The 24,720-nt window shown below is 65.1% G+C and carries 27 protein-coding genes and 1 riboswitch; of the genes, 15 read left to right on the top strand and 12 right to left on the bottom strand.

The features are described 5' to 3' along the window. The first annotated feature begins 48 nt into the window (after window positions 1-48). Entirely contained in the window at window positions 49-846 is a 798-nt protein-coding gene (locus XW59_RS19320; protein WP_047147513.1) for a 1-acyl-sn-glycerol-3-phosphate acyltransferase, read from the top strand. On the opposite strand, the gene XW59_RS19315 is transcribed toward XW59_RS19320, so the two are convergent. Next, window positions 830-1,354 carry a gamma-glutamylcyclotransferase gene (locus XW59_RS19315; protein WP_137327061.1) on the bottom strand — a complete coding sequence of 175 codons (525 nt, stop codon included), beginning with the start codon at window positions 1,352-1,354 and terminating at the stop codon, window positions 830-832. The genes XW59_RS19320 and XW59_RS19315 overlap by 17 nt on opposite strands. A gap of 41 nt (window positions 1,355-1,395) precedes the next feature. On the opposite strand from XW59_RS19315, the gene XW59_RS19310 reads away from it, so the two are divergent. Next, the gene (locus XW59_RS19310; RefSeq protein WP_052958302.1) at window positions 1,396-2,412 is read left to right on the top strand and encodes a DUF2125 domain-containing protein; all 1,017 of its coding nucleotides are present in this window, start codon (window positions 1,396-1,398) and stop codon (window positions 2,410-2,412) included. A gap of 40 nt (window positions 2,413-2,452) precedes the next feature. Here the strand turns inward: XW59_RS19310 and XW59_RS19305 are convergent, their stop codons facing one another. Next, the gene (locus XW59_RS19305; protein ID WP_170990192.1) at window positions 2,453-3,388 is read right to left on the bottom strand and encodes a prephenate/arogenate dehydrogenase family protein; all 936 of its coding nucleotides are present in this window, start codon (window positions 3,386-3,388) and stop codon (window positions 2,453-2,455) included. 5 nt (window positions 3,389-3,393) lie between these two features. Beyond that, entirely contained in the window at window positions 3,394-4,506 is a 1,113-nt protein-coding gene (gene hisC, locus XW59_RS19300) for a histidinol-phosphate transaminase (protein WP_047147313.1), read from the bottom strand. A 124-nt stretch (window positions 4,507-4,630) separates the two neighbouring features. After that, window positions 4,631-4,708, top strand: a riboswitch (SAM riboswitch). Between the two features lie 67 nt (window positions 4,709-4,775). Here hisC and XW59_RS19295 point away from each other — a divergent pair. The 4 genes from XW59_RS19295 (at window position 4,776) to XW59_RS19280 (ending at window position 7,701) form a co-directional block, all read left to right on the top strand. After that, window positions 4,776-5,948, top strand: coding sequence for a homoserine O-acetyltransferase (locus tag XW59_RS19295; RefSeq protein ID WP_047147312.1), 1,173 nt, complete (start codon window positions 4,776-4,778; stop codon window positions 5,946-5,948). Beyond that, window positions 5,945-6,559, top strand: coding sequence for a methionine biosynthesis protein MetW (gene metW / locus XW59_RS19290; RefSeq protein ID WP_047147311.1), 615 nt, complete (start codon window positions 5,945-5,947; stop codon window positions 6,557-6,559). Before XW59_RS19295 ends, metW begins: the two co-directional genes overlap by 4 nt. A gap of 175 nt (window positions 6,560-6,734) precedes the next feature. Beyond that, entirely contained in the window at window positions 6,735-7,109 is a 375-nt protein-coding gene (locus XW59_RS19285) for a hypothetical protein (protein WP_047147510.1), read from the top strand. Window positions 7,110-7,191: 82 nt separating this feature from the next. After that, on the top strand, window positions 7,192-7,701 hold the full coding sequence (locus XW59_RS19280) for a GNAT family N-acetyltransferase (protein WP_047147310.1): 510 nt from the start codon (window positions 7,192-7,194) through the stop codon (window positions 7,699-7,701). Here the strand turns inward: XW59_RS19280 and XW59_RS19275 are convergent, their stop codons facing one another. Both XW59_RS19275 and XW59_RS19270 read right to left on the bottom strand, forming a co-directional pair. Next, window positions 7,702-8,208 carry a peptide deformylase gene (locus tag XW59_RS19275; RefSeq protein ID WP_047147309.1) on the bottom strand — a complete coding sequence of 169 codons (507 nt, stop codon included), beginning with the start codon at window positions 8,206-8,208 and terminating at the stop codon, window positions 7,702-7,704. It lies immediately after the preceding gene. A gap of 10 nt (window positions 8,209-8,218) precedes the next feature. Next, window positions 8,219-8,977: a class I SAM-dependent methyltransferase gene (locus tag XW59_RS19270; protein WP_047147308.1), complete on the bottom strand. Its 759-nt coding sequence runs from the start codon at window positions 8,975-8,977 to the stop codon at window positions 8,219-8,221. 98 nt (window positions 8,978-9,075) lie between these two features. On the opposite strand from XW59_RS19270, the gene gloB reads away from it, so the two are divergent. Next, window positions 9,076-9,843, top strand: coding sequence for a hydroxyacylglutathione hydrolase (gene gloB, locus XW59_RS19265; protein WP_047147307.1), 768 nt, complete (start codon window positions 9,076-9,078; stop codon window positions 9,841-9,843). A 1-nt stretch (window position 9,844) separates the two neighbouring features. Beyond that, entirely contained in the window at window positions 9,845-10,279 is a 435-nt protein-coding gene (locus XW59_RS19260; RefSeq protein WP_047147306.1) for a cupin domain-containing protein, read from the top strand. On the opposite strand, the gene XW59_RS19255 is transcribed toward XW59_RS19260, so the two are convergent. The 3 genes from XW59_RS19255 to XW59_RS19245 all read right to left on the bottom strand — a co-directional run bounded on the left by XW59_RS19255 (window position 10,276) and on the right by XW59_RS19245 (window position 12,696). Continuing rightward, complete coding sequence (locus XW59_RS19255; RefSeq protein WP_047147305.1) at window positions 10,276-10,941, bottom strand: lysoplasmalogenase; 666 nt, start codon at window positions 10,939-10,941, stop codon at window positions 10,276-10,278. The genes XW59_RS19260 and XW59_RS19255 overlap by 4 nt on opposite strands. After that, window positions 10,941-11,831, bottom strand: a complete 891-nt coding sequence (locus tag XW59_RS19250) for an EamA family transporter (protein WP_047147304.1) — start codon at window positions 11,829-11,831, stop codon at window positions 10,941-10,943. Before XW59_RS19250 ends, XW59_RS19255 begins: the two co-directional genes overlap by 1 nt. A 97-nt stretch (window positions 11,832-11,928) precedes the next feature. Next, the gene (locus XW59_RS19245; RefSeq protein WP_047147509.1) at window positions 11,929-12,696 is read right to left on the bottom strand and encodes a DUF3108 domain-containing protein; all 768 of its coding nucleotides are present in this window, start codon (window positions 12,694-12,696) and stop codon (window positions 11,929-11,931) included. 262 nt (window positions 12,697-12,958) lie between these two features. Between XW59_RS19245 and rpmB the strand changes: the two genes are divergently transcribed. Together rpmB and XW59_RS19235 are read left to right on the top strand one after the other, a co-directional pair. Then, window positions 12,959-13,255 (top strand): 50S ribosomal protein L28, encoded by a 297-nt coding sequence (gene rpmB, locus XW59_RS19240; RefSeq protein WP_047147303.1) that lies wholly within the window; start codon window positions 12,959-12,961, stop codon window positions 13,253-13,255. Between the two features lie 75 nt (window positions 13,256-13,330). Further along, window positions 13,331-13,951 carry a queuosine precursor transporter gene (locus XW59_RS19235; RefSeq protein WP_047147302.1) on the top strand — a complete coding sequence of 207 codons (621 nt, stop codon included), beginning with the start codon at window positions 13,331-13,333 and terminating at the stop codon, window positions 13,949-13,951. Here the strand turns inward: XW59_RS19235 and XW59_RS19230 are convergent, their stop codons facing one another. The 4 genes from XW59_RS19230 to argH form a co-directional block, all read right to left on the bottom strand. Next, window positions 13,952-16,552: a TIGR02302 family protein gene (locus tag XW59_RS19230; RefSeq protein ID WP_047147301.1), complete on the bottom strand. Its 2,601-nt coding sequence runs from the start codon at window positions 16,550-16,552 to the stop codon at window positions 13,952-13,954. A gap of 123 nt (window positions 16,553-16,675) precedes the next feature. After that, window positions 16,676-17,941, bottom strand: coding sequence for a diaminopimelate decarboxylase (lysA, locus tag XW59_RS19225; protein WP_047147300.1), 1,266 nt, complete (start codon window positions 17,939-17,941; stop codon window positions 16,676-16,678). A gap of 79 nt (window positions 17,942-18,020) precedes the next feature. Continuing rightward, window positions 18,021-18,227: a lipoprotein gene (locus tag XW59_RS19220; protein ID WP_047147299.1), complete on the bottom strand. Its 207-nt coding sequence runs from the start codon at window positions 18,225-18,227 to the stop codon at window positions 18,021-18,023. 39 nt (window positions 18,228-18,266) lie between these two features. Next, window positions 18,267-19,688, bottom strand: coding sequence for an argininosuccinate lyase (gene argH, locus XW59_RS19215; RefSeq protein WP_047147298.1), 1,422 nt, complete (start codon window positions 19,686-19,688; stop codon window positions 18,267-18,269). 29 nt (window positions 19,689-19,717) lie between these two features. Between argH and XW59_RS19210 the strand changes: the two genes are divergently transcribed. From XW59_RS19210 to XW59_RS19190, 5 genes are all read left to right on the top strand, one after another. After that, entirely contained in the window at window positions 19,718-20,395 is a 678-nt protein-coding gene (locus XW59_RS19210; protein WP_047147297.1) for a TlpA disulfide reductase family protein, read from the top strand. Window positions 20,396-20,572: 177 nt separating this feature from the next. Beyond that, complete coding sequence (locus XW59_RS19205; RefSeq protein ID WP_047147296.1) at window positions 20,573-21,370, top strand: ABC transporter ATP-binding protein; 798 nt, start codon at window positions 20,573-20,575, stop codon at window positions 21,368-21,370. Further along, window positions 21,370-22,080, top strand: coding sequence for an ABC transporter ATP-binding protein (locus XW59_RS19200; protein ID WP_047147295.1), 711 nt, complete (start codon window positions 21,370-21,372; stop codon window positions 22,078-22,080). Before XW59_RS19205 ends, XW59_RS19200 begins: the two co-directional genes overlap by 1 nt. 2 nt (window positions 22,081-22,082) lie before the next feature. Then, entirely contained in the window at window positions 22,083-23,111 is a 1,029-nt protein-coding gene (locus XW59_RS19195) for a branched-chain amino acid ABC transporter permease (protein WP_047147294.1), read from the top strand. Continuing rightward, window positions 23,108-24,376 (top strand): branched-chain amino acid ABC transporter permease, encoded by a 1,269-nt coding sequence (locus XW59_RS19190; RefSeq protein ID WP_047147293.1) that lies wholly within the window; start codon window positions 23,108-23,110, stop codon window positions 24,374-24,376. Before XW59_RS19195 ends, XW59_RS19190 begins: the two co-directional genes overlap by 4 nt. Window positions 24,377-24,720 lie beyond the last annotated feature (344 nt).

Below are 24,720 nucleotides of genomic sequence, written 5' to 3'. Positions count from 1 at the left end.
CCGCTTGGTGTAACCAACGGGCGCTCGACCCATCTGCAGGCCGTTTCCATGCTTCAACTGCGCTCGTTCGCGTTCAACGTCGCCTTCTACGCCAATCTCATCGTTCAGATGATCTTCTGGACGCCGTATTACTTTCTCGCGCCGCGCCATCGCGCCTGGATGGTGCCGAAGTTCTGGTCGCGCTCCAGCCTGTGGCTGCAGAAGGTGATCGCGGGAACCGAGGCGCGTATCGAGGGGATCGAAAACCTGCCCGAAGGGCCTTTCATCCTGGCGCCGAAGCATCAGTCCTTCTGGGACACGATCGCCTTCTTTCCCTATCTTCGCGATCCCGTCTACATCCTGAAGCGCGAGCTGACCTGGATTCCCTTCTTCGGCTGGTACATCAGCAAGATGAAGATGATCCCGATTCACCGCGGCAGCCGGTCCAAGGCCCTGAAGGACGCCCTGCGGATCGCCAGGGAGCGCATGGCCGAAGGACGCCAGCTGATCATCTATCCGGAAGGCACGCGCCGGGCGCCCGGAGCCGAGCCGGCATACAAATACGGCATCGTCGAAATCTATGCGCAGCTCGGCGTGCCGGTCGTGCCGGTGGCGCATGTCGCGGGGCTGTTCTGGCCGCGGCGCAGATTCCTCCGCTATCCGGGTGTCATCCACGCGCGCTTCCTGCCGCCGATCGAACCGGGGCTGGAGAAGGAAGCATTTCTGGAGCGCCTTATCGCCGAAACGGAGGCCGGTTGCGACGAATTGCTGCTGGAGGCCGCGGACGCGGCCAACCCGCCGCCGTTTCCGCCCACTGCCGCCGCGCGCCTCGAGGCGCTGCGGGGCGCAGCTAGACTGAAGGCGTGACGCGCCTCGCGACGCCTTCGAGCCAATGGTCGCGGATGCCGAGCGCCCTGAGATGCTCGACCGTGTTGACCACGTAATCCTCGTTGGCCCCGGACTGGCCGACGGCGCCGGATACCCGCAGGGCCGCATCCTCGACGTCCATCCTGCCGGCATACTGCTCGTGCGAGCGGTCGACGACATAACTCACCGCGTCGACGATTTCGCCGGTCTCGAGGCGAACGGGGAGACGGCGTTCCAGATAGACGTTGGTGACGAGCTCGCGCTCGCGCAGATAGGCCATGACCTCGTCGTTGAGATCGCCGGGAACGCGGAAGGCGAGGCCGATGCAGGAGCCGCCACGATCGAGCCCGAGCACCAGGCCCGGCCGTCCGGGCGTGCCGCGATGCACGAAGGAATGGACGCAGAGCGACCGCCGGTAGCCGTGCAATCTCGCCTTGTGCATCTCGGTGTGGGCAAAACCTGGCCGCCACATCAGCGAGCCGTAGCCAAACACCCAAAAATCGCCCATATCGCCAAGCCACATCGAAAGGAGCCGGCACGATCCGGCGCATGAGGGTTAGCGAGATCGACGGCATGACGTCAAGCGGCGAGAAGAAACCGAACTATTCCCGGCGCTTCATGTGGTTCGCCGGCTGCATCGTGGCGGCGGGGCTCGCCTATACGGCCGCATGGTTCTACGCGGCGGATCGGCTGGAGGCTCGGGTCAATGCCTCCGTTGCCGGCATCAACGGCAACGGGAAGCGCGCGAGCTGCGAGAATGCCGAGGTGCGCGGCTACCCTTTCCGCATCGGCGTCTTCTGCAAGAGCGTGATGTATGTCGACGCGCGCGCCGGCTTCGGCCTGAGGGCGCGGCAGTTCCGTTCCGCCGCGCAGGTCTACGATCCCAACCGCATCGTATGGGAGATGGACGGGCCGGCCACGCTGGAGGTGCCGGGACTCAATGCGCTCGATCTCGATTGGGGCTCGTTGCGGGCGAGCTCGCGGCTCGCCTCATCAAAGCCTCGGCTCATCTCGGTGGAGGCTCAAAATATCAATTTCCGACTGAGTGAGGCGGATTCCTCATCGCCCGCGCTCGGGACGATCGGGAACGGCCAGTTCCACATGCGACCGGTGGGCGAGGACGTCGATCTGGCGTTCCGCTTCACCGATCTCAAACTCGACGGCGACGTGGTCGGCGCGGGCGAGATGCCGGCCTTGAGCGGGCTCGTCGACGTCAATCTGCGCCAGGGCCTGGCGGCCTTGAAGGACGGCAACGGATTGCGTGGCAAGTCGGGCGAGATTCGCAACCTGACGGCGTCGTTCGGCGAGGAGACTGGGGCAACGATCAGCGGCCCGGTCTCGGTCGACGATTTCGGGCTGATCGACGCGCAGCTTCAGGTCACGATCAGGAAACCGGAACTGCTCGCCGCGATCCTGGCCGATGCGTTCCCCGACCTGCGCGACGAAATTCAGCTCAGCTTTTCCAGCATCGCCGCGATGGGCGAAAACCCGACGCTGCCCGTGCGCGTCGAGCGAGGAGAAATCCAGCTCGGTTTCCTGACGATAGGGTCGATCCCGCCGCTGTAGCGCTTCGTCACGCGCCGGAGCGTCGTGACCGTATTCCGGTTCAGGCCTTCTCGGGATGGACGATTGCCTGGCGGCCGAAGTCGGGCGCGTCGATTTCCTGGCCCGCTTCGATGATCGAGCGCCGGATCGCGCGGGTGCGGGTGAACAGATCGAAGAGCTTGTCGCCGTCGCCCCAGCGGATCGCGCGCTGCAGGGAGGCCAGATCCTCCGAAAAGCGCGCCAGCATCTCGAGGATCGCGTCCTTGTTGTGCAGGCACACGTCGCGCCACATCGTCGGGTCGGACGCGGCGAGGCGGGTGAAGTCGCGGAAACCCGATGCGGAATATTTGATGACCTCGGATTTCGTCACCGTTTCCAGATCGTCGGCGGTGCCGACGATGTTGTAGGCGATGATGTGCGGTAGGTGCGAGACGATGGCCAGCACCATGTCGTGATGTGCCGGGTCCATCGTGTCGATGTTGGAGCCGCAGCCACGCCAGAAGGCGGAAAGCCGCTCGATCGCTTCCGGATCCGTGCCTTCGAGGGGCGTGAGTATGCACCAGCGGTTCTCGAAGAGATCGGCGAAGCCGGCATCCGGTCCCGATTTCTCCGTGCCGGCCAGCGGGTGGCCGGGGATGAAATGCACGCCCGCCGGAACATGCGGCTCGATCTGCGCAATGACTGATCCCTTGGTCGAGCCGACATCCGTCAGGATCGCGCCTCGCTTCAGCGACGGGGCGATCGCCGCCGCCACGTCACCGGAAGAGCCGACGGGAACCGAGACGATGACCAGGTCGGCGCCTTTGACCGCCTTGGCGGGATCGCGCTCATAGCGGTCGCCGAGACCGAGCTCCTCGGCACGCTTCAGCGTGTCGGCGCTGCGCGTGGAGATCACGATCTCGCCGGCAAGACCCTCGCGGCGGATGACCCGCGCGAGGGAGGAGCCGATGAGGCCTATGCCTATAAGGGCTATTCTATCGAACATGGGGGAAGCCATCGGCATCAGCTTCTCAGAAATTCGGCCAACGAGGCGACCACGCCGCGATTGGCTTCTTCCGTGCCGACCGTCATGCGCAGGGCGTTCGGGAAGCCGTAGGCGGCGACGCGGCGCAATATATACCCGCGCGCGGTGAGATAGTCGTCGGCCTCCGCCGCTCCGTGGCTGCCATCGTCCGGGAAGTGGATGAGAATGAAATTGCCGACGCTCGGCGTCACGCGCAGCCCAAGCCCGGTGAGCTCCCCGGTAAGCCAGGTGAGCCATTTTTCGTTGTGCGCGACGGTGCGCTCGACATGGGCGCGGTCGGCCATGGCGGCGACGCCCGCCTCGATCGCGGCGGCGTTGACGTTGAACGGGCCGCGCACGCGCTCCAGCACCTCGATCACATGGGCGGGCGCGTAGATCCAACCGATGCGGAGACCGCCGAGCCCGTGGATCTTGGAGAAAGTGCGCGTCATCACGACGTTCTGCGACGCCGCGACGAGCTCCACGCCGGCCTCGTAGTCGTTGCGGCGGACATATTCCGCATAGGCCGCGTCGAGCACCAGAAGCACGTTCTTCGGCAACGCCGCGTGCAGGCGGCGCACCTCGTCGAACGGGATGTAGGTGCCGGTCGGATTGTTTGGATTGGCGAGGAAGACGATCCTTGTCCTCGGCGTGACCGCCGCGAGGATCGCGTCGACGTCGGCGCGTTCCTCTGTCTCCGTTGCGACCACGCAGGTCGCGCCCGCGGCCTGGATGTAGTTGCGGTAGACGAGGAAGCCGTGCTCGGTGAACAGACCCTCGTCGCCGGGGCTGAGGTAACACTGCGCGAGCAGGCCCAGGACCTCGTCCGAGCCGTTGCAGCAGACAATGTTCGCCGGGTTCAGGCCGTGCGCCTGAGCAATGGCGTTGCGCAGGCGCGAGGCGGAGCCGTCCGGATAGAACTCCATCTTCTCGGCGACGGCCTTCACCGCCTCGACGGCGTTGGGCGAGGCGCCCAGCGGGTTCTCGTTGGAGGAGAGCTTATGCACCTTGGCGACACCCGCCGGCGCCGCGCTCTTGCCCGGCACATAGGCGGCAATGTCCATGATGCCTGCGCGGGGTTCTGGGCGGATCTGCTCGGTCGGCTGTGTCATGTCTCGATACCTTTGAAGGCCATTTTCAGCGGCCGCTGGGGAAATACAGGCCGCACGCGAAGATGTCGAGTGTCGATTGGTTCCGGTGCCGTTGACGTCGGCCGGCGCGCGTCGTAAAAGCCGTTTCACAGTCCGTGGTGATTTGGCCGGTCGGCTTGCAGCCACGTAAAACAATTCGCTAAAGGGCCGTTTGCAGGAAAATGTAACCGGCTTGCGACAGCAATGCCGGTTTTTGTTTTTCCGAAGCCGGCACGAGATCGGAGTGCGTCATGGCGGCGAGAATTGCGCGCAAGGCATACGACGAGGCGAACGCGCCGACGAGCCTGGTCATGCGCTTCGGCCCGGATGAGCCGTTGCATCTCGACGCCGGTGTCGATCTTGCGCCGTTCCAGATCGCCTACCAGACCTACGGCACGCTCAACGAGGCGCGCTCGAACGCCATCCTGGTCTGCCATGCGCTGACCGGCGACCAGCACGTCGCCAACGCCAATCCGGTCACCGGCAAGCCGGGCTGGTGGGAGGTGCTGATCGGCCCCGGCAAGATCATCGACACGAACCGCTTCTTCGTCATCTGCTCCAACGTGATCGGCGGCTGCCTCGGATCGACCGGGCCGGCGTCTACCAATCCCTCCACCGGCAAGCCCTACGGGCTCGACCTGCCGGTCATCACCATCCGCGACATGGTGCGCGCGCAGGTGATGCTGGTCGACAAGCTCGGCATAGACCGGCTCTTCTCGGTCGTGGGCGGCTCCATGGGGGGCATGCAGGTGCTGGAATGGGCGTCGAGCTATCCCGAGCGGGTGTTCTCGGCCTTGCCGATCGCCACCGGCGCGCGCCATTCCTCGCAGAACATCGCCTTCCACGAAGTCGGCCGCCAGGCGGTGATGGCCGATCCCGACTGGTGCGGGGGCAAGTATATCGAGGCCGGAAGCCGGCCGGAAAAGGGGCTGGCGGTCGCCCGCATGGCCGCCCACATCACCTATCTTTCCGAAGCCGCGCTGCATCGGAAGTTCGGCCGCAACCTGCAGGACCGGGAAAGCCTGACCTTCGGTTTCGACGCCGATTTCCAGATCGAGAGCTATCTGCGCCATCAGGGGATGAGCTTCGTCGACCGCTTCGACGCGAACTCGTATCTCTACATGACCCGGGCGATGGATTATTTCGACCTCGCCGCCGACCATGGCGGAAGGCTGGCGGACGCGTTCAGGAACACGCAGACGCGCTTCTGCCTCGTCTCCTTCACCTCGGACTGGCTGTTTCCCACGGAAGAAAGCCGGTCGGTCGTGCATGCGCTCAACGCGGCCGGCGCGTCCGTGTCCTTCGTGGAGATCGAGACCGACCGCGGTCATGACGCATTCCTGCTCGACGAGCCGGAATTCTTCGCCGCTGTCAACGGTTTCCTGCGATCGGCAGCCAAGGCACGGGGGCTCGAAATCGGATGAGCGTCAACACCGCACCGCGCGTCGACCTCGCCGTCGTCGCGGACATGATAGAGCCGCGCTCGCGCGTGCTCGACGTCGGCTCCGGCGACGGCGAACTGCTGGAGCTTCTGCAGACCGACAAGCAGGTCGACGGGCGCGGGCTCGAACTTTCGCAGCGCGGCGTCAACGAATGCGTGGCGCGCGGACTTTCGGTGATCCAGGGCGACGCCGACCGTGACCTGGGCTTCTATCCCGACAAGGGCTTCGACTATGTGATCCTGTCACAGACGCTGCAGGCGACACGCAACCCGAAGACCGTGCTGGACGAACTCCTGCGCATCGGCGACCGCGCGATCGTCTCGTTCCCGAATTTCGGCCATTGGCGGGTGCGACTGTCGCTGCTCTTCAAGGGCCGCATGCCGGTGACCAAGGACCTGCCCTATTCCTGGTACGATACGCCCAACATCCATTTCTGCACCATCCGCGACTTCGTCAACCTGTGCGACGAGGTGGGCGCCAAGGTGGAAAGCGCGGCGGCGCTCGACGGCAACGGCCAGAAGATCGGCTTCTCCATGCCCTGGTGGTTCTGGAACATGTTCGGTCAGCAGGCGGTGTTCCTGCTGAAGCGGTAGTTTCAGTAAAGAACATACCGCATCCGTATCATTCGTTCTGCGCGCCTACCGCTTGTTGATGTGCGGGGTTTCCAGGAAATCCCCTGTTACGGCCGGGAAAAAACGGCGTAGAGCTATGCGACACGGCCGCGTCGGCGAAGATCTCGCGCCGGCGCGGGAATATCGGGAGGGATTCATGCGTGGTGTCGCATTCTGGTTCTTTTTCTCGGCCGCGCTCTACGTTGCGGTCGGCATGGCGTTCGGCATCTACATGGCCGCGTCGCATGATCATCAGCTTGCGCCGGTGCATGGCCACCTGAACCTGATCGGCTGGGTCTCGATGGCGATCTTCGGCATGTTCTACCAGCTCGTGCCGAGGGCGGCGGAAAGCCGGCTGGCGAAGGTCCATTTTGCGCTCGCCACGCTGGGGCTATGGCTGATCGTGCCGGGCATAGCGCTCGCCATGCAAGGGCGGACGGAGGCGCTCGCGCAAGCGGGCTCGCTGGTGACCATCGCGGCCATGCTGCTGTTCGTGTTCATAGTCGCCCGCAGCAGGCTTCCCGCCGGCTGAGCGCCGCGCCTGGCCCAATCGGTCGACGGTCGATCAAATCGTTCGTCTCGTATATGTAGCCGGTTGTGACTGGCCACGGACGATGACGATGAACGAATTTCCCGAGATATGCAGAATCGCGAGGGAGGACGAGCCCGCGATCCTCGCACTCAACAACGAGCATGCGCGGGAGCTGTCATGGCTCGATGCCGAAAGGCTGTCCTTCCTGCTCGGGCAGGCTTTCCACGCGCGGAGAATTGGCCGGCTCGAAGCCTTCCTGATGACCTTCGACCAGACGGCCGACTACGACAGCCCGAACTATCTGTGGTTTCGGGAACGCTATCCGCGCTTCGTCTATGTCGACCGCGTTGTTGTGGCGAAGTCGGCGCGCGGCAAGGGCCACGCCCGCCGTCTCTATGCCGATCTCTTCGCCGGGGCCGCGCGGTCCGGGCACGAGGTGGTGACCTGCGAGGTCAATTCGGAGCCGCCCAATCCGGCATCGGATGCGTTTCATGCCGCGCTCGGCTTCCGCGAGGTGGGAGAGGCGGCGATCCATGGCGGCACGAAATCCGTTCGCTATTTTGCCTGTCCGATAACGTCGGCTGGTGTCTGATCATTTTGTATCGAGGCGGCGCGACTTCTCGTAGCGCTTGACGACGCGCTCGCGTTTCAATCGTGACAGGCGCTGGAGCCAGAAGATGCCGTCGAGCTGGTCGATCTCGTGCTGCAGGCAGATCGCGAGCAGGCTGTCGGCCTCCTCGACATGTTCCTGGCCGTCCAGATCCTGGTAGCGGACGCGTACCCGCGCCGCCCGCTCGACTTCCTCGGTGGCACCGGGCATGGAGACGCTGCCCTCCGTGTGCCGGGTCTTCTCCTGCGAAGCCTCGGCGATCCGCGGATTGACGTAGGTCCGCACGCCGTCGTCGGCGGAAAGCTCGATCACCACCAGCCGTTTCAGGATGCCGATATGGGCGGCGGTGATGCCGATGCCCGGCGCGGCGCGCATCGTATCGAGCAGATCGGTGGCGAGATCGCGCAACTCCCGGTCGAACCGCGTGACCCCGGCACAGGGCGTGCGCAGCAAGGCGTCGGGATAGGAGACGATGGCGCGGACGGGCATGGTCGTGGCCTCAGGCTTGCTTTCGCGGAAGGTTCTTCATGGCTCGCGTGGCGCCCTGCGGCGTCAACACCGGCACGAAGACGCGGCGCGAGGCGCGGGCGGCGACCGGCAGACCCTGATAGAGCCGCTTCTGCGCCTCCACGATGACCACGCCGGCGAAGATCGGCCAGAAGCGACGTCCGGTCTTTTCCATCAGCGAGTAGAGCCGCATCGACCAGCGGCGTTCCGAGGGTGGGAAATGCAGCGCGTCGGCCCATGCTCCGGGCGTGAAATTGGTTTCCCGCAGCAGTTCGGTGAGCTGGCCGCGCGAAAAGGGCCGTCCGGTTCCGAAGGGCGTATGCTCGAAACGCGCCCACACGCCGCGCCGGTTGGGCACCACGATGACGACGCGCCCGCCGGGCGCCAGCACGCGCCAGATCTCCATCAGCGTCTCGCGCGGATTTTCCGAATGTTCCAGTGCGTGGACGAGCAGCATGCGGTCGATGGAGGAATCGAAGAGGGGCAGTTCCTCCTCGAAGACGAGCGCGGTGTTGGACTCAGCATTGCCGGGCCAGCAGACGGCACCCTGACGGGCCGGCATGAAGGCGAAGACGCGTTCTGCATCGGTGCCGAACCGTTCGAGCCAGGGAAGGGCGTAGCCGAGGCCGACAAGGCGTTCGTTCTGCATCGGCGCCCAGACCGACGACAGTGCCATGGTGATGGAGCGCTCCGCCAGCCGGCCGAGCGTCGAGGAATAGAATGATCGCAGGTCGACTATGTCGGAAATCATGGCGCGACCGTATCCGCGCCGCGCCGCAACTTCAAGAAAGGCCGTGGTGACATTGCATCCCGCGCGCCTTATCGTTCGAGGAAAACAAGGAGGCGCCAATGCCGGTCGAAATCGAACAATTCATCTGCCGTAGCGACAATTTCGGCGTGCTGGTCCATGATCCCGCGAGCGGAGAGACCGCGATCGTCGACGCACCGGAGGAAAAGCCGATCCTGGACGCGATAGAGCGGACGGGTTGGCGACCGACGATGATCCTCACCACGCATCACCATGGCGATCATGTCGAGGCGAATCTCGCGCTGAAGAAGCGATTCGGGCTGAGGATAGTCGGACCGAAGGTCGAGGCCGAGCGGATTCCGGGGATCGACGAAACGGTGGTCGAGGGCGATGTGGTGCGTCTCGGCAACGAGGAGATTCGCGTCATCGAGACGCCGGGCCATACGGCGGGTCACGTTTCGTACCACCTGCCGAAATCCGGCGTGGCGTTCACCGCCGATACGCTTTTCGCGCTGGGCTGCGGCAGATTGTTCGAGTGCGGCCCGGCGGTGATGCAATCCTCGCTCAAGAAGCTCGCCGCCCTGCCGCCCGAGACGATCGTCTATTGCGGCCATGAATACACGCTCTCCAATGCGCGATTCGCGCTTACCGTCGATCCGGACAACGAGAAGCTGCGGGAACGGTCGAAGAAAATCGAGGCATTGCGCAATGCCGACAAGCCGACCTTGCCGACCACGATCGGCGAGGAGCTTGCGACGAACCCATTCCTGCGCTGGGCCGACCCGTCGATCCGCAAGGCGATCGGCATGGACACTGCTTCCGACGAGGCGGTCTTCGCGGAGATCCGCGCGCGCAAGGACAATTTCTGAAATGGCGAAGCCCGGGGCCGCCGAGATCATCGCCGCGCTAGGCATGGAGCAGCATCCGGAGGGCGGCTGGTACGTCGAGACATTTCGCGATGGCGAGGGCGGAGCGCGGGGTCATTCGACGGCGATCTACTTTCTTCTTCAAAAGGGCGAGCGCTCTCACTGGCACCGCGTGAAGGACGCGGCCGAGGTCTGGCACTATCACGCCGGCGCGCCGCTGGTGCTCAGCATCTGGCGCGAGGAAGGCGCCGTCGAGGCGGTCCGGCTCGGGATCGATCTTGTGGCGGGCGAGCGGCCGCAGACGGTCGTGCCCGCGGGCGACTGGCAGGCAGCCGAGACGACGGGGGAGTGGACGCTTGTCGGCTGCACGGTGGCGCCCGGCTTCCGCTTCGAGAGTTTCGAGCTCGCCACGCCGGATTGGCGGCCGCCGAGCGGCTAGAGCAGGAAACCGAGCGCAATCGAAAGCTGCGCCAGGTAATAGCTGATCCAGACCGCCGACCCCGCCCAGGCGCGGTGCGGAGATGTTGGCGCCAGCAGGAATTTCTCGATGGCCAGGATCATGTCGGATACGAGGAACAGCACCGCGCCGGCGATCACGAGCCGCGACGGGAGCGTCAGCGCGGCGAGGCACATTGCGAGGATCGTCGCCACATAGGCCGCGATCGGCCAGCGCAGGGCAGGGGCTGCCGCCCGCCAGAGCAGACGCAGCATGACGATCGCCGAGACCGCCGCCAGGAGAGCAAGTCCGATGCGAGAAGGTTGCGCCGCGAATGCGGCGACGCCGTCGCCGGCGGCGACGAAAAGGGCGATATAGACGATATGGCCGAGTAGGAAGCTCGCCAGCCCGCCGAGAAATGCGCGCTCGCCGTCATGGGCGAGGAAGGCGTCGCCGGCTGCGCTGAGCAGCAATCCGATGACCAGGAAAGCCGGGCCGCCTTCGATCCAGACGAGCACCGCGAGAAGGGCTATCGACGCCGTCTTGACAAACGTCCGGCGGAAGGAGGGCGGTTGCGCGCGCGCGAAAAGATAGGCGAGTGCAGCCACCACCGAAAGGATCAGCGAGCCGTTGGAAAGGGATTCGATACCGCCCGGAAACAGCATCACGCGCCCGCCTTTCCGACGATGGGCCGACCGCGCCCGAAGAGCATGTCCTTCGCGGCGAGCGCCGCGCCGGTGGTGATGAGGAGGCAGGCGAGAAGCACGTGAACGCTGGCGGTCGCCACGCCGGCCGCAATCAGCGCGAATGTGGACAGCAGAGGCGCGGCGTAGCTCGCCGCCCCCAGCACCTGGATGTTGCCGTGCTTGACGCCGTGGTCCCAGGCGTAAAAGGCGGCGCCGACGGGCATCAACCCCAGTCCGATGAAGGCAAGCCATTGCGTCGCGCCGGCGGGCCAGACGGTTGCCTCCAGGAGGAGATGGCAGATGAGCGAAAGAACCGAAGTCGCCGTACAGAACCACGTCACGACGCTGGTGGGGACGGCGGCAAAGCGTCGCGAGATCAGCGAATAGGTGGACCAGACGATCGCGCAGGCGGCAGCCATTGCGTAGCCGAAGGCGTATTGGCCGTCGAAGGCAAGTCGCCCGCCCTGGGTGACGATCAGGACGGCGCCGGCGAAGCCGAGCGCGGCGCCGGCGACATGATGCCAGCGCAGTCTTTCACCCGGCAGCAGGGCCGAGCCGAGAACCATCAGGAGCGGCCAGAGAAAGGCGATGAGGCTCGCTTCGATCGCCGGCGCGTTGCGCAGCGCGGTGAAATAGAAGAAATGGTAGCCGAACAGACCGGCCGTGCCGATCAGCCAGACGATCGGTGGTATCGATGCGTGCCGCGGCGGCGGTGCGACCAGCCGCAGTGCAAGTCCCACCAGCGTGCCGATGGCGAAGGTGATCGCCGAGAGCAGGAAGGGCGGAACGTCGCCCGAACTCGCGGTCATGAGAGCAAGCAGCGCCCACATGGCCACGGCCGAAAATCCGATGAGCGTCGCGCGCGCCATGTGTCCGGCTCCCCCCACATAAAAAGTGCCCGTCGCCCGGGCGACGTTCAGGCGCGTAAGCGTTAGCGGGTCATGGGCACGCGGGCAAGATGCCGCGTCAGCGCGTCTCGATGCGGCTCGCGGTGATGCGCAACGTTCCGATCTGCGTGCCGACGGAGGCGTCGACGGGTGTATAGAAGCCGGTATCGCCGAGCCTCATGAAGGCGATGGTGATCCTGCTGCGGTTTTGCAGGAAGTCGATCTGCGATCGGCCCTTGCGGTAGCCGGCGACCGGGATGAACCGAGCGCTGCAGGTGACCGCCTCGCCGCGGAAGCCGCGGATCGGACCGGTTTTCTGATGCGTCAGCTTCAGGTCGGCCCGCATCTCGCCATCGAAAGCCTTGATCGTGCGGTTGCAGACCTCCTCGGGGCCGTTCGCCCGTATGAGCGTCGACGAGATAGGGTCGAGGGCTGCCCTCAGATGAGCGTCCGTGACGTGTATCCAATCCTTACCGCGTTTCTTCGGTCTCGGCACGTTGACCGCTTCGCGGATGCCGCCCCGGTCGAAGCTGATCGTCGTCTTCTGCTGTTTCTTGCCGGACGTGTAGTTGGAGACGAAGGAATGCGGCTGCGGACCGTTCCTGCCTATGGAACCGCGCACCGTGGTGGTGGCTTCGGTCCTGTCGAAGACGCGGGCGAGGCCGGCGCTGGAGAGCGCACCGCGAATCTCGAAGCTGTTCTTGCCGAAGGAGCTGTCGAAACGAGCCTTGGCGACCGGCAGACCGTAGAGCGTGACGGAATAGTCGGCGCTGTAGGCCTCGGCCCCGGCAGGCGAGGCGAGGGTGACGCCGATGGCGGCCAGAAGGAATGTAAACTGTCTTCGCATGCTCCGATGTCCGATCCGGGCAGTTCCGACGGTGTCCCTATGCCCGTCGCTTGCCTTGGGAATCCGGCGAATATATGAAGCGGGCGGCATTCCCGGCTCGCGCGAATGCATCTCCGTGTGCGGCCCGCGCTTGACCAAAGGGCGAAATGCCACTATGGGAACGGCAACTTTCCATGAGGCCGCCTGATACCGCCTGCGCGCCAACTCGATCTGGTGCGTTTCCGGCTGTGGCCCGGCAATGATGAAATGAAGGTAACGTGACATGCCCCGCGCTTGTGAACTGACCGGCAAGGCCGTGATGACCGGCAACAATGTGAGCCACGCCAACAACAAGACGCGTCGCCGCTTCCTGCCGAACCTCTGCGACGTCACTCTGATGTCGGAGGTCCTCGGCCAGAACGTGCGTCTGCGCATCTCCGCCAACGCCCTTCGCTCGGTGGAGCACCGCGGTGGCCTCGACGCGTTCCTGCTCAAGGCGGACGCTGCCGAGCTTTCGCAGCGCGCGCGCCTGCTCAAGAAGCAGATCGCCAAGAAGGTCGCGGAACAGGTCGCCGCCTGATAGGGCCAACGGGTCCGACAGGATTGCGATGGCGGGCGCTTGCCCGCCGCTGGTTCCATCACCCAGGATAAAAAAATGACCAAGCAGGTTTCCATCTGGCCGTTCGTCGCGGCGATGGCGGTCGTCGTCACCGCATCCAATTTCCTCGTCCAGTTTCCATTCGCCCATTTCGGCCTGCAGGATGTCCTGACCTGGGGCGCCTTCACCTATCCCGTCGCCTTTCTGGTGACCGACCTGACCAATCGGAGATACGGGCCGACGGCGGCGCGCAAGGTCGTCTTCGTGGGCTTCGTCATCGCGATCGCGCTATCGGTCTGGCTCGCCACGCCGCGCATCGCGATCGCCTCGGGCTCGGCATTCCTGGTCGCTCAACTCCTCGACGTCTCGATCTTCGACAAGCTGCGCCGCCAGGTCTGGTGGCGCGCGCCGCTGATCTCGAGCATCATCGGCTCGATCATCGACACGATCATCTTCTTCTCGCTGGCCTTCGCCGCGCGATTCGCCTTTCTCGACACCGGCTTCGGACTGGAGGACGGTTCACTCGGCTTTCCGGTCCCGTTCATGGGAACGGAGGCGCCGCTGTGGGTGTCGCTGGCGCTCGGCGATTTCAGCGTGAAAATATTGATCGGCTTCGCGATGCTGGCGCCCTATGGCGCGCTTTTGTCGGTGCTTCGCCCGGTCGCCTCGACGCGCTGATCAGCGCATCTCCAGCAGCCTCTCCAGATAATTGCGTTCCAGTTCCGGGCTCAGCGCGTTGCCGAGGCGTTCGCGGATGGCGTCGAGGATCCGACGTGCGCGCTGCACGTCGATCTCGTCCGGGACCTTCACCGAATCGCCGAAATCGGGCCCGGTGGTGGCGCGCGGCCTGCCGAGCGGGTCGCGGTCCGAACTCTGCTGACGGCCACCTTCCTGCGCGCCGCCCTGCTCGCCCTGCTGGGCCTGCATCTGCTGCATCATGTCCTGCGCGCCGCGGCGCAGCGCCTCGAGCGCCTGGCCTTGCTCGCCGACCGCTCGCTCGCCCTGGGCCTCGCCCAAGGCCTCGCCCGCGCGGCCCATGGCCCGGCCGGCATCGTCGAAGCCTTCGCCCGGCTGTATGCCCATGCCTTGCAGCCCGCGGGTGAGCTCGTCCAGTTCCTGCTGCAATTGACTCTGGCCTTCCTGGAGCTGGCGAAGCGCTTCGGCCAATTCTTCCGGCGACATCTGCTGGCCCTGACCCTGTTGGCCCTGGCCTTGCTGACCTTGCCCCTGCTGACCCTCACCCGGCTGCTGCTGTTCCCCGAACTGCTGGTCGCCGAACTGATCGCCGAATTGCTGCTGGCCGCGCTGCATCTGGTCGAGGCGGAAGGTCTCGTTCATCATTTCCTGCTGGCGGCGCATCAGTTCGCCCAGCCGGTCCATCTGCTGGCGCATCTCGCTCTGCTGGCCCTGACCCTGCTGCTGTTGCTGCTGGCGGCCGGCCTGCAGGTTGTTCATCATGTCCTGAAGTTGCGAGAGCAATTCCTGTGCCTGATCGCGGGCGCCGGAGCGGGCCAGGTTCTCGATCTGGTCCATCATGCGTTCGAGGTCGCTCTGGCGCAGTTCCTGCCCGTTCTGGGGCATCTGCATGGCGGAATCAGGGTTGCGCATCGCGCGCTCGGCGAATTCGCGCATGAAGTCGCGCATCGCCTCGCGCAGCTCCTGCATCAGTCGCTCGATCTCCTCGTCGCCGGCGCCATCCTGCAGCGCCTGCTGGAGAGCCTGTTGCGCTTGCTGCAGCCGCCGCTCGGCATCCGAGAGGGAACCATCCTCGATGGTGAGCGCAATCTCCCAGAGATAGTCGACCACCTCGCGCAGTGCCTCGTCGCTCTGCGCCATCTCCAGGCGCGAGCGCGCCGACATGATGCCGAGATAATGCGACATGTTCTCGAACGTGTCGTCGGGGCGCAGGGTGACCGCGTCCATGAGGTCGAGCACATGCGCCTTGCTGTTGGCGTCCAGCGCGAGAAGGCGGCGCTGTTCCACCACGGCCCTGGCGATCGGATTGACGAACGGGCGCTCCGGCAGCACGAAGGTCTTGGTCTCGCTCGCGGCCTCCTGCTCGGCGGCGTCGACCGCCTTCAGCGTGAGATCGACGACGCTGCCCGCCCAGGGATGCTCGGTCAGGTCGCGAACCGTGCGCGCGGCGATGTCGCGACCGTTCCGGCGCGGCAGCGTCAGCGGCAATTCGGGCGCCTCATAGAGCGCGCGTGCGCCGGGAGCCGGCTGCTCGGCCTGCGTGATTTCTCCGCGGGCGGAAGCCGGACCGTAATCGTCCTCGACCTCGTAGTTCAGCTCCAGCGCTCCGTTGACGGCACGCTTGGGTTCGTCGGCGAAGCGGATTTCCGGCGGATTGTCGGGAATGACGTTGAAAGCCCAATGCTGCACCTCGGCGCCTTCCGATTTCAGCGACAGCATGCCGTCCGCCTCGAGCTTGCCCGCGAACTGCCGCGCGGTTCTGCGCTCGCGTTCGCTTGCTGCGCTCGCAGCGGCAGGCTCGAACGCCTGCTCCTCGCCGGTATGGGCGTCGAGGTAGGAAAGCGTCTCGTCGCCCGCCCCGCCGGTGACGCGGACGGCCACGTCGCTGCCCGCGGGCACGCGGAAGACGGGGGCTTCACGGTTGGCGTCGGCGGTCAGGAAGAGCGGCGCCTTGCCGGTATAGGGCGGCGGCGTCACCCATGCGTCGATGCGCGGCGGCACGATGTCGGCACGCGCATGGGCGCGGAAGGCGTCGTTGAGCCGTCCGCCGAGCGGGCCGAAGGAAAAGGCGAAGGCGACCACGAGCAGCAGCGCCGCGGCGGCGCGCAGGCCCCATGGGTCGCGCTCGGGCACGCGGGTGCGAGGAAGATCGCTTGAAAGTCTGCCGAGCCCTTCGGCCATGCGCTTCTGATGCTCGCGCCAGAGCGCCTGCGCGAAGATATCCTGGGACGTCGAGGACAGCTTGTCCGTCTGGGTGAGAACCGGCGCATGGCGCAGATCATTGGCACGCTCGATGCGGCGGTCGATCTCGCCAGCAAGCGGCCTGCGGAAGAAGCGCAGCGGATAGAGCGACGCGGCGGCGGCGGCCGCAAGGAGGATGGCAGTGAGAAGGCGCAGCCAGTCCGGCATGACGCGGAAGACGCCGAGCCAGGAGAGGCTGAGGAAAAGGCTGATGACGACAAGGAAGGGAAGGACGAGCGGCCAGAGGCGTTCGACATAGATCGCGATCCGCGTCGCCGCGCGCGTGCGGGTCAGCCGTGCGAGAAGTCCGGTGTCGTGCTGCTTCCTTCCAGTATCCGCCATCCGGCCTTTCCAGGTCGCGTGTCCGCGCCGCGCGCCCAGCGACGCTTCATTCGTGAAAGAATAGCATCAAACGCGGCGAAGGCGAGGCGGGGCAAGAAATCGTGATCGCCCGCCTTGCGTCGGCTACAGCCAGTCCGGCAGCGAATCGAGGCCGATCAGCTCGTCATAGGTCGGGCGCGGGCGCACGACGTGGAAGCGGTCGCCATTGACCAGAACCTCCGGCACGAGCAGGCGCGTATTGTAGGTGCCGGACTGCACGGCCCCGTAGGCGCCTGCCGTGCCGACATAGATCAGGTCGCCCGATTTCATCGCCGGCAGATCGCGGTCATGGCCGAGATAATCGCCCGTCTCGCAGACCTGGCCGACGACGTCGACGAGCATGCGCGGGGAATCGGCGGGCGCCTCCACCACCGGCTTGATCTCATGGAAGGCGTCGTAGAGCGTCGGCCGGATCAAATCGTTCATCGCCGCGTCGACGATGAGGAAGTTCTTCGCGTCACCCTCCTTCACGAAGATCACCTCGGAAACGAGAATGCCGGAATTGCCCGCGATCAGCCGGCCCGGCTCGAAGATCGTCTTCAACCCGAGCGGCTTCAGATGCCTGCGCACGATCGCGGCATAGGCGTCGGGCAAGGGTGGTGGGTTGTTGTCGATGCGATAGGGAATGCCGAGGCCGCCGCCGACATCGATATGGCGAATGTCATGACCCTCGCCGCGCAGCCTCGCGGTCAGTTCCACCAGCAGGGCGATCGCATCGTCGAAGGGCTGCAGCTCGGTGATCTGGCTGCCGATATGCATGTCGATGCCGGTGACGCGCAGGCCGGGAAGCTCGGCGGCACGGGCATAGGCCGCCGGGGCGCGCTGCCAGGCGATGCCGAACTTGTTCTCCGCCTTGCCGGTCGAGATCTTTCTGTGGGTCTTCGCGTCGACGTCGGGATTGATGCGCAGCGAGACCGGAGCGGTCTTGCCCAAGGCGACGGCGCGCGCCGAAAGCAGCTCCAGCTCCGGTTCGGATTCGACGTTGAAGCAGTGGATGCCGGCCGAAAGCGCGAGGTCCATCTCGGCTGCGGTCTTGCCGACGCCGGAAAAGAGGATCTTGTCGGCGGGAATGCCGGCGGCGAGCGCGCGGCGCAGTTCGCCCTCGGAGACGACGTCGGCGCCGGCGCCGAGCTTCGCCAGCGTCTTCAACACCGCCTGGTTGGAGTTCGCCTTCATTGCGTAGCAGACGAGCGCGTCGAGTTCGGAGAAGGCGTCGGCGAAGACCTTGTAATGCCGCGTCAGCGTGGCGGTGGAATAGCAGTAGAACGGCGTGCCGACGGTTTCGGCGATCGCCGGCACCGGCACATCCTCGGCGTGCAGCACGCCGTCACGGTATTCGAAATGGTTCACGGGTCTTGTTCTTCATCGATGACGAGTGTGTGGCGCGGCGTTTCTTCGCGCGCCCCGGCTTTTCGCTGTGCGACAGGGCCTAAATCAGCCTGTCGAGGAAGAATTTCCGATCCTTCACGGGCGGCGCGGGTTCCGGCGGCAGCGGCTGGTCGTTGCGCTCGGCCTCCTTGCGGGCTTCCACGGCGGCGCTGTAGGGCGTCTCGAGATCGCCCTTGCGGCCGCAGGCAGCCGTCGCGCCGATTGCGGCGAGAAGCGCGATTGTCGTCAGAATTCTGCCGGCACTCATTGAAGTTCGTCCGTCCTCGGATTGCAGGTCGCTGATTGTTTAGCGGAGTTTCCGGTTCGTTGCACCCTGTTTGAGGCGCTTCTTCCAGTACCTGATCTGGCGGCGTACCTCCTGCGGGGCGGTGCCGCCGAAGGAGGTGCGGCTCTTGACCGAGGCGGAGACGGACAGAACGTTGAAGACGTCGTCGGTGATGCGGCTGTCGATCTCGCGCAATTCGTCGAGCGAGAGGCGGTCGAGCGCGACCTTCTTCTTCTCCGCCAGCGCGACGGCGCGCCCGGTGACGTGGTGCGCCTCGCGGAAGGGCAGGCCCGCTTCACGCACCAGCCAGTCGGCGAGGTCCGTCGCGGTCGAATAGCCGGAGCCGGCGGCGCGCTTCATCGCCGCGTCGTTGATCGACATGTCGCTGACCATGCCGGTCATCGCGGCGATCATCAGATCGAGCGTCTCGGCGGCGTCGAAGACCGCTTCCTTGTCTTCCTGCATGTCCTTGGAATAGGCGAGCGGCAGGCCCTTCATGACGGTCAGAAGCGCGATCAGGTCGCCATTGATGCGGCCGGTCTTGGCGCGCACCAGCTCGGCTGCATCGGGATTCTTCTTCTGCGGCATGATCGAGGAGCCGGTCGAAAAGGAATCCGACAGCCGAACGAAGCCGAATTGCGGGGTCGACCAGATGACGACCTCCTCGGCCAGCCGTGAAAGATGCGTCGCGCAGATCGCGGCGACGGAAAGGAACTCCAGCGCGAAGTCGCGGTCGGAGACGCTGTCGATGGAATTGCGCGTCGGCTCGCGGAAGCCCAGAGCTTTTGCCGTCATGTGGCGGTCGATCGGAAAGCCGGTGCCGGCGAGCGCGGCCGCGCCCAGCGGGGATTCGTCCAGCCGCTCGATCGCGTCGCGGACGCGCGTGAGGTCGCGCGCGAACATCTCCACATAGGCCATGCAGTGATGGCCGAAGGTGACCGGCTGCGCGGTCTGGAGATGCGTGAAGCCTGGCATCAGCGTCGCGGCGTGCTCCTCCGCGCGGGAGAGAAATGCCTCGATCAACGCGACCAGCGCGGCGTCGGTGCGCTGCAGCTCCTCCTTGACCCAGAGGCGGAAGTCGAGCGCGACCTGGTCGTTGCGCGAGCGGGCGGTGTGGAGCCTGCCGGCCGCCGGGCCGACCAGCTCGGCCAGCCGGGACTCGACGTTCATGTGGATGTCTTCGAGGCGGGTGGAGAACTCGAATTTGCCGGCTTCGATCTCTGACAAAATCGTGTTCAGTCCGTGAGCGATCTTCTTTTGATCCTCGCGCGAAATTATGCCGGTTTCCGCCAGCATTTCCGAATGGGCGATGGAGCCGCGGATGTCCTGGGCGTAGAGCTTCCTGTCGAAGCCGATCGAGGCGTTGATCGCCTCCATGATCGCCGCGGGCCCCGAGGCAAATCGTCCGCCCCACATCTGGTTGCTGGCCTTGGTGTCGCTCATCGTGGTAACCGGTCCCCGGAGAATTACAGATGGCAAATGGAAAATTCCACCTACCGACCTTCCGCCTGATCGCGATCGCAGCGGTCGCCGGCATGATTGCAGGCGCGATCGGCGTATACGTGATCGGCAGCCGGTCTGGCAACAACGAGACGGCCATTGCGGCTGCGGTGGACCCGGCCGCCGCGCAGCTTTGCGAGGCGAAAGCGGAGAAGGCAAAGGCGGTGGGCGACGCGGCGCGGGGCGAGGTGGCGGGGATGATGGCGGCCAATCCGCCGCAGTCCCTCAAGGATCTCGCCTTCAACGCGCCCGACGGCAAGCCGATGACGATCGCCGATCTTTCAGGCCGGACGGTGCTGGTGAACCTCTGGGCGACATGGTGCGCGCCGTGCCGCGAGGAGATGCCGGCGCTCGACGAGCTTCAGGCGGAGATGGGCGGCGACAAGTTCGAGGTGGTGGCGGTGAACGTCGACACCGGCGACGACGTGAAGCCCAGGCGCTTTCTCGACGAGATCGAGGTCGGCTCGCTCGGCTTCTATCGCGACAACACGCTGGGCGTCTTCAACGATTTGAAGCGCCGCGGGCTGGCGCTCGGCCTGCCGGTGACGCTGCTGATCGACGGCGACGGGTGCCTGCTCGCCAATATGAACGGCCCCGCCGAATGGGCGAGCGAGGACGCGAAAAAACTGATTTCGGCTGTGAGCCAGTAGCTTTTTCGCTGTTTCGGCAGGATTTCCGGTCAAAATTCCGTGCAAAAACGGCTTTTCAGGCTCGCCGCCTTGTAAAGGCGGCGCCTCGTCTTTAAGAGCCGGGCCAGGGAAGGACGCCTTGAGAAGCGGCAGCGAATGCCAGACCGGCGTCGGACGGGTGGAGAATCTCAGATATAGATGACGACGATTATCGACGTTCAAGAAGTCACGAAGCGTTTTGGTAACGTGCTTGCGGTCGATCGCTGTTCGCTCAAGGTTGAAAAGGGAACGATCACCGGGCTGATCGGACCGAACGGAGCGGGCAAGACGACCATGTTCAACATGGTGGCGGGCGCTTTCCCTCCTACTTCGGGGCGTATCCTGCTCGACGGCGAGGATGTCACCGGCCTGCCGGCGCACGAGCTCTTCTCGCGTGGTCTGTTGCGCACCTTCCAGATCGCCCAGGAGTTCTCCACCATGACGGCGCTGGAGAATTTGATGATGGTGCCCGCGCGCCAGTCTGGCGAGAACGTCTTCAACGCCTGCTTCCGACGCGGCAAGGTGATGGCCGAGGAGGCACGGACGCGCCGGCGCGCCGAAGAGGTGATCGATCTCCTGCGCCTTTCGCATGTGAAGAACGAATTGGCGGGCAATCTTTCCGGCGGGCAGAAGAAGCTGCTCGAACTCGGCCGGGTGATGATGACGGAGCCGCGCGTGGTGCTGCTCGACGAGATCGCTGCCGGCGTCAATCGCACGCTGCTCAACGACCTCGCCGCCGTCGTCCAGCGGCTCAACAAGGAGGAAGGGCTCACCTTCTTCGTCATCGAGCACGACATGGACCTGATCGCCCGGCTGTGCGACCCCGTCATCGTGATGGCGGCGGGCAGCGTCATGGTGCAGGGGCCGATGGAGGAGATCCGCAACAATCCGGAAGTGGTGGAAGCCTATTTCGGCGGCGGCCCCGCGCTCGGCGGAGCGCACGGGGAGGCGCACTGATGGCCCTTCTCGAAATGAACGACATCCACGGCGGCTATGGCGGCACGAACATTCTCAATGGCATCGACATCGCCATCGACGCCGATCAGATCGGCGTGATCGTCGGCCCGAACGGAGCCGGCAAGTCGACGACGCTGAAGGCGCTGTTCGGGCTGCTGCGCGTCTCCCAGGGCAGCGTCGCCTTCGGCGGCAAAACGGTGACCAACATGGCACCCGAAGGGCTGGTGCGCGAGGGGCTTTCCTTCGTGCCGCAGGAATTCAACGTGTTTCCGACCATGTCGGTGCAGGAGAACCTGGAGATGGGCGCCTATATCAGGCGCGACGATTTCCGCTACCTCATCGACCAGGTCTACGGTTTCTTTCCGCCGCTGAAGGAAAAGCGCAAACAGCCGGCGGGCGAGCTCTCCGGCGGCCAGCGACAGATGGTGGCGATCGGCCGCGCGCTGATGACGGAACCGAAGCTCCTGCTTCTCGACGAGCCGACGGCCGGCCTGTCGCCGCGTTATATGGGCGAGATCTTCGATCGCATCATCGAGATCAACAAATCGGGCGTCGGCATATTGATGGTCGAGCAGAACGCGCGCCAGGCGCTGGCGCTCGCCCATCGCGGCTTCGTGCTCGCCGGCGGACGCAACCGCTTCACCGGCACGGGCGCGGAACTGCTGGCCGATCCGGAAGTGGCCAGAAGCTTCCTGGGCGGGGGAGAATAATCATGGAACAGGGCGTGGGGCTTCTGGCGGCGCTGCCGGTCAACGAAGTCGTCTTCTTCATCAACAAGGTGGTCATCGCCGGCCTGATCATCGGCTCGGTCTACGCGCTCGGCGCGGTGGGCGTTACGTTGATCTACGGCATATTGCGTTTCGCGCATTTCGCGCATGGCGACATGATGACGGCGGGTGCGTTCTTCGCGCTGATCTTCGTCGCGCTCTTCCCGACGGCGGGCGATGCGCTCGGCCTGCCCTCGGCTTTCGTGCTGATGCCGCTCGCCATGGTCGTGACGGCGTTGTTCGCAATCGGCATCGACAAGGGGTTCTACGCGCCGTTGCGTGCCGCCAAGGTGCGGCCGGTCGTCATCGTCATGGCCTCCATCGGCGTGATGCTGATGATGCAGGGCCTGATCCGGCTCTTCGCCGGCACCGGCACCTATCAGTTCGATGCCGGCTCCAAGGCGATCTATCGGCTGCCAGTGATGGGGCGCGACATCATCCTGACGCAGCCGCAAGCGCTGCTCATCGTCTTCACCGCGCTTGCCGCGATCGCGCTGCATCTGTTCCTGACCCGCACGCGCATGGGCAAGGCGATGCGCGCCGTCTCCGACAATCCGGATCTCGCACGCGTCTCCGGCATATCGATCGACAGCGTGGTGCGCTCCACCTGGGTGATCGCCGGCGCGCTGGCGGCCGCTGGCGGCACGCTGCTCGCGCTCGACGTGACGCTGAAGCCCGACCTCTCCTTCAACATCATCCTGCCGATTTTCGCGGCCGCCATCGTCGGCGGCGTCGGCCAGCCCTACGGCGCGATGGCTGGCGGCATGCTGGTCGGCTTCACCGAGACGCTGGCGGTGTTCAACTGGAGCGTGCTCCTGCGGCCCCTGCGGCCGTATCTGCCGGACATCATCGAGATTCCCAACCGCATCGCCTTCGTTCCCACCGAATACAAGATCGTGGTGCCGTTCTTCATCCTGATCGCGGTGCTCATCTGGAAGCCGACCGGCATCTTCAAGGGGAGGGTGCTGAAATGAAAACGATGGCAAATCGGGAAATCCTCCTTTTCTCGGGCCTGGCGATCATCATCGCGCTGGTATTCGCCTGGATGGGCTCGGCCTACGGCATGCGCATGCTGGTCGAGGCGAGCTGCTACGCCATCATCGGCCTCGGGCTCACCATCCAATGGGGCTATGCCGGCCTCTTCAATGTCGGCGTGATGGGCTTCATCGCCTCTGCCGCCTTCGCCAGCCTGCTCGTCACCTTTCCGGTCAACCAGGCCTTCTGGGATACCGAGGCGCCGGGCATGCTCGCCCATGCGGCCCTGGTGTTCGCTATCGGCGTCGCGGTCATTTACGGTGTCAGCCAGTCTCATCGCCTCGGCCTGCCGAGGAAACTCCGTACGCTCCTGACGCTGATTGCCGCCGCGATCACCTATCTGTGGGTGCAGGGCCTGATGGACCCCGCGACGACGCTGATAGAGCGCAATGGCGGCTGGGTCGGTGGATTGGGCCTGCCGGTCTGGATGGGCTGGATCGCCGGCGGCATCGTCGCCGGCGTGCTCGGCTGGGCCATGGGCCGGATCACGCTCGGCCTGCGCGCCGACTACATGGCGATCGCCACGCTCGGCATTTCGGAGATCATCAAGGCCTTTCTGAAGAACGCCGACTGGCTGACGCGCGGAACGCTGACCGTGTCGCCTCTTCCCTGGCCGGTGCCGACGCCGCAGGAGATCGGCTTCATCGCCTCGCGCTCGGCCTATCTCAGCATAACGGCGATCCTGATCGTGGTGGTCTACATCCTGCTGCAGCGCGCCTGGGCGTCGCCCTGGGGCCGCATGATGCGCGCCATCCGCGACAACGAGTTCGCTTCGGCCGCGATGGGCAAGGACATCAACCGGCGCAGGCTGGAAATGTTCATGATCGGCAATTTCATCATCGGGGTGGGCGGCGCCGCGCTCGTCACCTTCACCTCGATCTTCGATCCGGCCTCCTTCGTCCCGCTCAACCACACCTTCCTCATCTGGGTGATGATCATCGTCGGCGGTGCCGGCAACAATCTCGGCACGATCTTCGGCGTGCTGCTCGTCTACGTGATCTGGACGATGTCGGAGCCGGCGGCGCTGTTCCTGTTCCAGCAGGCGGCGGTGTGGGGTGACAGGCTGTTCGACTGGCAGGCACCGGCGGACCTCGCAACGCGCGCGCTGCAGATGCGCGTCTTCGTCATCGGCCTGACGATCACGCTGGTGCTGCGCTTCGCGCCTGACGGCCTCCTGCCCGAAAAACCGGTGAAATACGAATAGAGACCAGAAAAAAGCGCTTCGGCAGGTTGTGGATAGCGGTGATAGCGGGGGTAACGTCACGTAAACGACCTTCCCCAACGTAAGGCGCATTGCCGCGACCAACCGCCGCAGCTAACCTCGGAGTCAATTCAGGACCTGAAGGTCCTCGCCGGGACAGCGAGATATCTGATGGAACTCCCCTGAAGCCCGTGCTGGGCGGGATTGTAGCGCGCGGTTCGCTGCGTGCGGCGATTTCAAACAGCAAAGTCCAGCGGGACCTGTCGAAGGCGGTCTGGAACGCTTGAAGATAGACCGATGCTGCTATGAAGGCCGGGAAAGCCCTTCGATGGCACGCCGCATACGAC

Source organism: Aquamicrobium sp. LC103, assembly GCF_001014615.2.
Lineage (GTDB): Bacteria > Pseudomonadota > Alphaproteobacteria > Rhizobiales > Rhizobiaceae > LBCQ02.
This window is presented reverse-complemented; position numbering and strand designations above follow the sequence as displayed.

What these genes read in the sequence shown, in the direction of transcription:
- XW59_RS19320 (WP_047147513.1), top strand. Translation starts at nt 49, where the DNA reads ATGCTTCAACTGCGCTCGTTCGCGTTCAACGTCGCCTTCTACGCCAAT.
- XW59_RS19315 (WP_137327061.1), bottom strand. Translation starts at nt 1,354, where the DNA reads ATGGGCGATTTTTGGGTGTTTGGCTACGGCTCGCTGATGTGGCGGCCA.
- XW59_RS19310 (WP_052958302.1), top strand. Translation starts at nt 1,396, where the DNA reads ATGAGGGTTAGCGAGATCGACGGCATGACGTCAAGCGGCGAGAAGAAA.
- XW59_RS19305 (WP_170990192.1), bottom strand. Translation starts at nt 3,388, where the DNA reads ATGGCTTCCCCCATGTTCGATAGAATAGCCCTTATAGGCATAGGCCTC.
- hisC (WP_047147313.1), bottom strand. Translation starts at nt 4,506, where the DNA reads ATGACACAGCCGACCGAGCAGATCCGCCCAGAACCCCGCGCAGGCATC.
- XW59_RS19295 (WP_047147312.1), top strand. Translation starts at nt 4,776, where the DNA reads ATGGCGGCGAGAATTGCGCGCAAGGCATACGACGAGGCGAACGCGCCG.
- metW (WP_047147311.1), top strand. Translation starts at nt 5,945, where the DNA reads ATGAGCGTCAACACCGCACCGCGCGTCGACCTCGCCGTCGTCGCGGAC.
- XW59_RS19285 (WP_047147510.1), top strand. Translation starts at nt 6,735, where the DNA reads ATGCGTGGTGTCGCATTCTGGTTCTTTTTCTCGGCCGCGCTCTACGTT.
- XW59_RS19280 (WP_047147310.1), top strand. Translation starts at nt 7,192, where the DNA reads ATGACGATGAACGAATTTCCCGAGATATGCAGAATCGCGAGGGAGGAC.
- XW59_RS19275 (WP_047147309.1), bottom strand. Translation starts at nt 8,208, where the DNA reads ATGCCCGTCCGCGCCATCGTCTCCTATCCCGACGCCTTGCTGCGCACG.
- XW59_RS19270 (WP_047147308.1), bottom strand. Translation starts at nt 8,977, where the DNA reads ATGATTTCCGACATAGTCGACCTGCGATCATTCTATTCCTCGACGCTC.
- gloB (WP_047147307.1), top strand. Translation starts at nt 9,076, where the DNA reads ATGCCGGTCGAAATCGAACAATTCATCTGCCGTAGCGACAATTTCGGC.
- XW59_RS19260 (WP_047147306.1), top strand. Translation starts at nt 9,845, where the DNA reads ATGGCGAAGCCCGGGGCCGCCGAGATCATCGCCGCGCTAGGCATGGAG.
- XW59_RS19255 (WP_047147305.1), bottom strand. Translation starts at nt 10,941, where the DNA reads ATGCTGTTTCCGGGCGGTATCGAATCCCTTTCCAACGGCTCGCTGATC.
- XW59_RS19250 (WP_047147304.1), bottom strand. Translation starts at nt 11,831, where the DNA reads ATGGCGCGCGCGACGCTCATCGGATTTTCGGCCGTGGCCATGTGGGCG.
- XW59_RS19245 (WP_047147509.1), bottom strand. Translation starts at nt 12,696, where the DNA reads ATGCGAAGACAGTTTACATTCCTTCTGGCCGCCATCGGCGTCACCCTC.
- rpmB (WP_047147303.1), top strand. Translation starts at nt 12,959, where the DNA reads ATGCCCCGCGCTTGTGAACTGACCGGCAAGGCCGTGATGACCGGCAAC.
- XW59_RS19235 (WP_047147302.1), top strand. Translation starts at nt 13,331, where the DNA reads ATGACCAAGCAGGTTTCCATCTGGCCGTTCGTCGCGGCGATGGCGGTC.
- XW59_RS19230 (WP_047147301.1), bottom strand. Translation starts at nt 16,552, where the DNA reads ATGGCGGATACTGGAAGGAAGCAGCACGACACCGGACTTCTCGCACGG.
- XW59_RS19220 (WP_047147299.1), bottom strand. Translation starts at nt 18,227, where the DNA reads ATGAGTGCCGGCAGAATTCTGACGACAATCGCGCTTCTCGCCGCAATC.
- argH (WP_047147298.1), bottom strand. Translation starts at nt 19,688, where the DNA reads ATGAGCGACACCAAGGCCAGCAACCAGATGTGGGGCGGACGATTTGCC.
- XW59_RS19210 (WP_047147297.1), top strand. Translation starts at nt 19,718, where the DNA reads ATGGCAAATGGAAAATTCCACCTACCGACCTTCCGCCTGATCGCGATC.
- XW59_RS19205 (WP_047147296.1), top strand. Translation starts at nt 20,573, where the DNA reads ATGACGACGATTATCGACGTTCAAGAAGTCACGAAGCGTTTTGGTAAC.
- XW59_RS19200 (WP_047147295.1), top strand. Translation starts at nt 21,370, where the DNA reads ATGGCCCTTCTCGAAATGAACGACATCCACGGCGGCTATGGCGGCACG.
- XW59_RS19195 (WP_047147294.1), top strand. Translation starts at nt 22,083, where the DNA reads ATGGAACAGGGCGTGGGGCTTCTGGCGGCGCTGCCGGTCAACGAAGTC.
- XW59_RS19190 (WP_047147293.1), top strand. Translation starts at nt 23,108, where the DNA reads ATGAAAACGATGGCAAATCGGGAAATCCTCCTTTTCTCGGGCCTGGCG.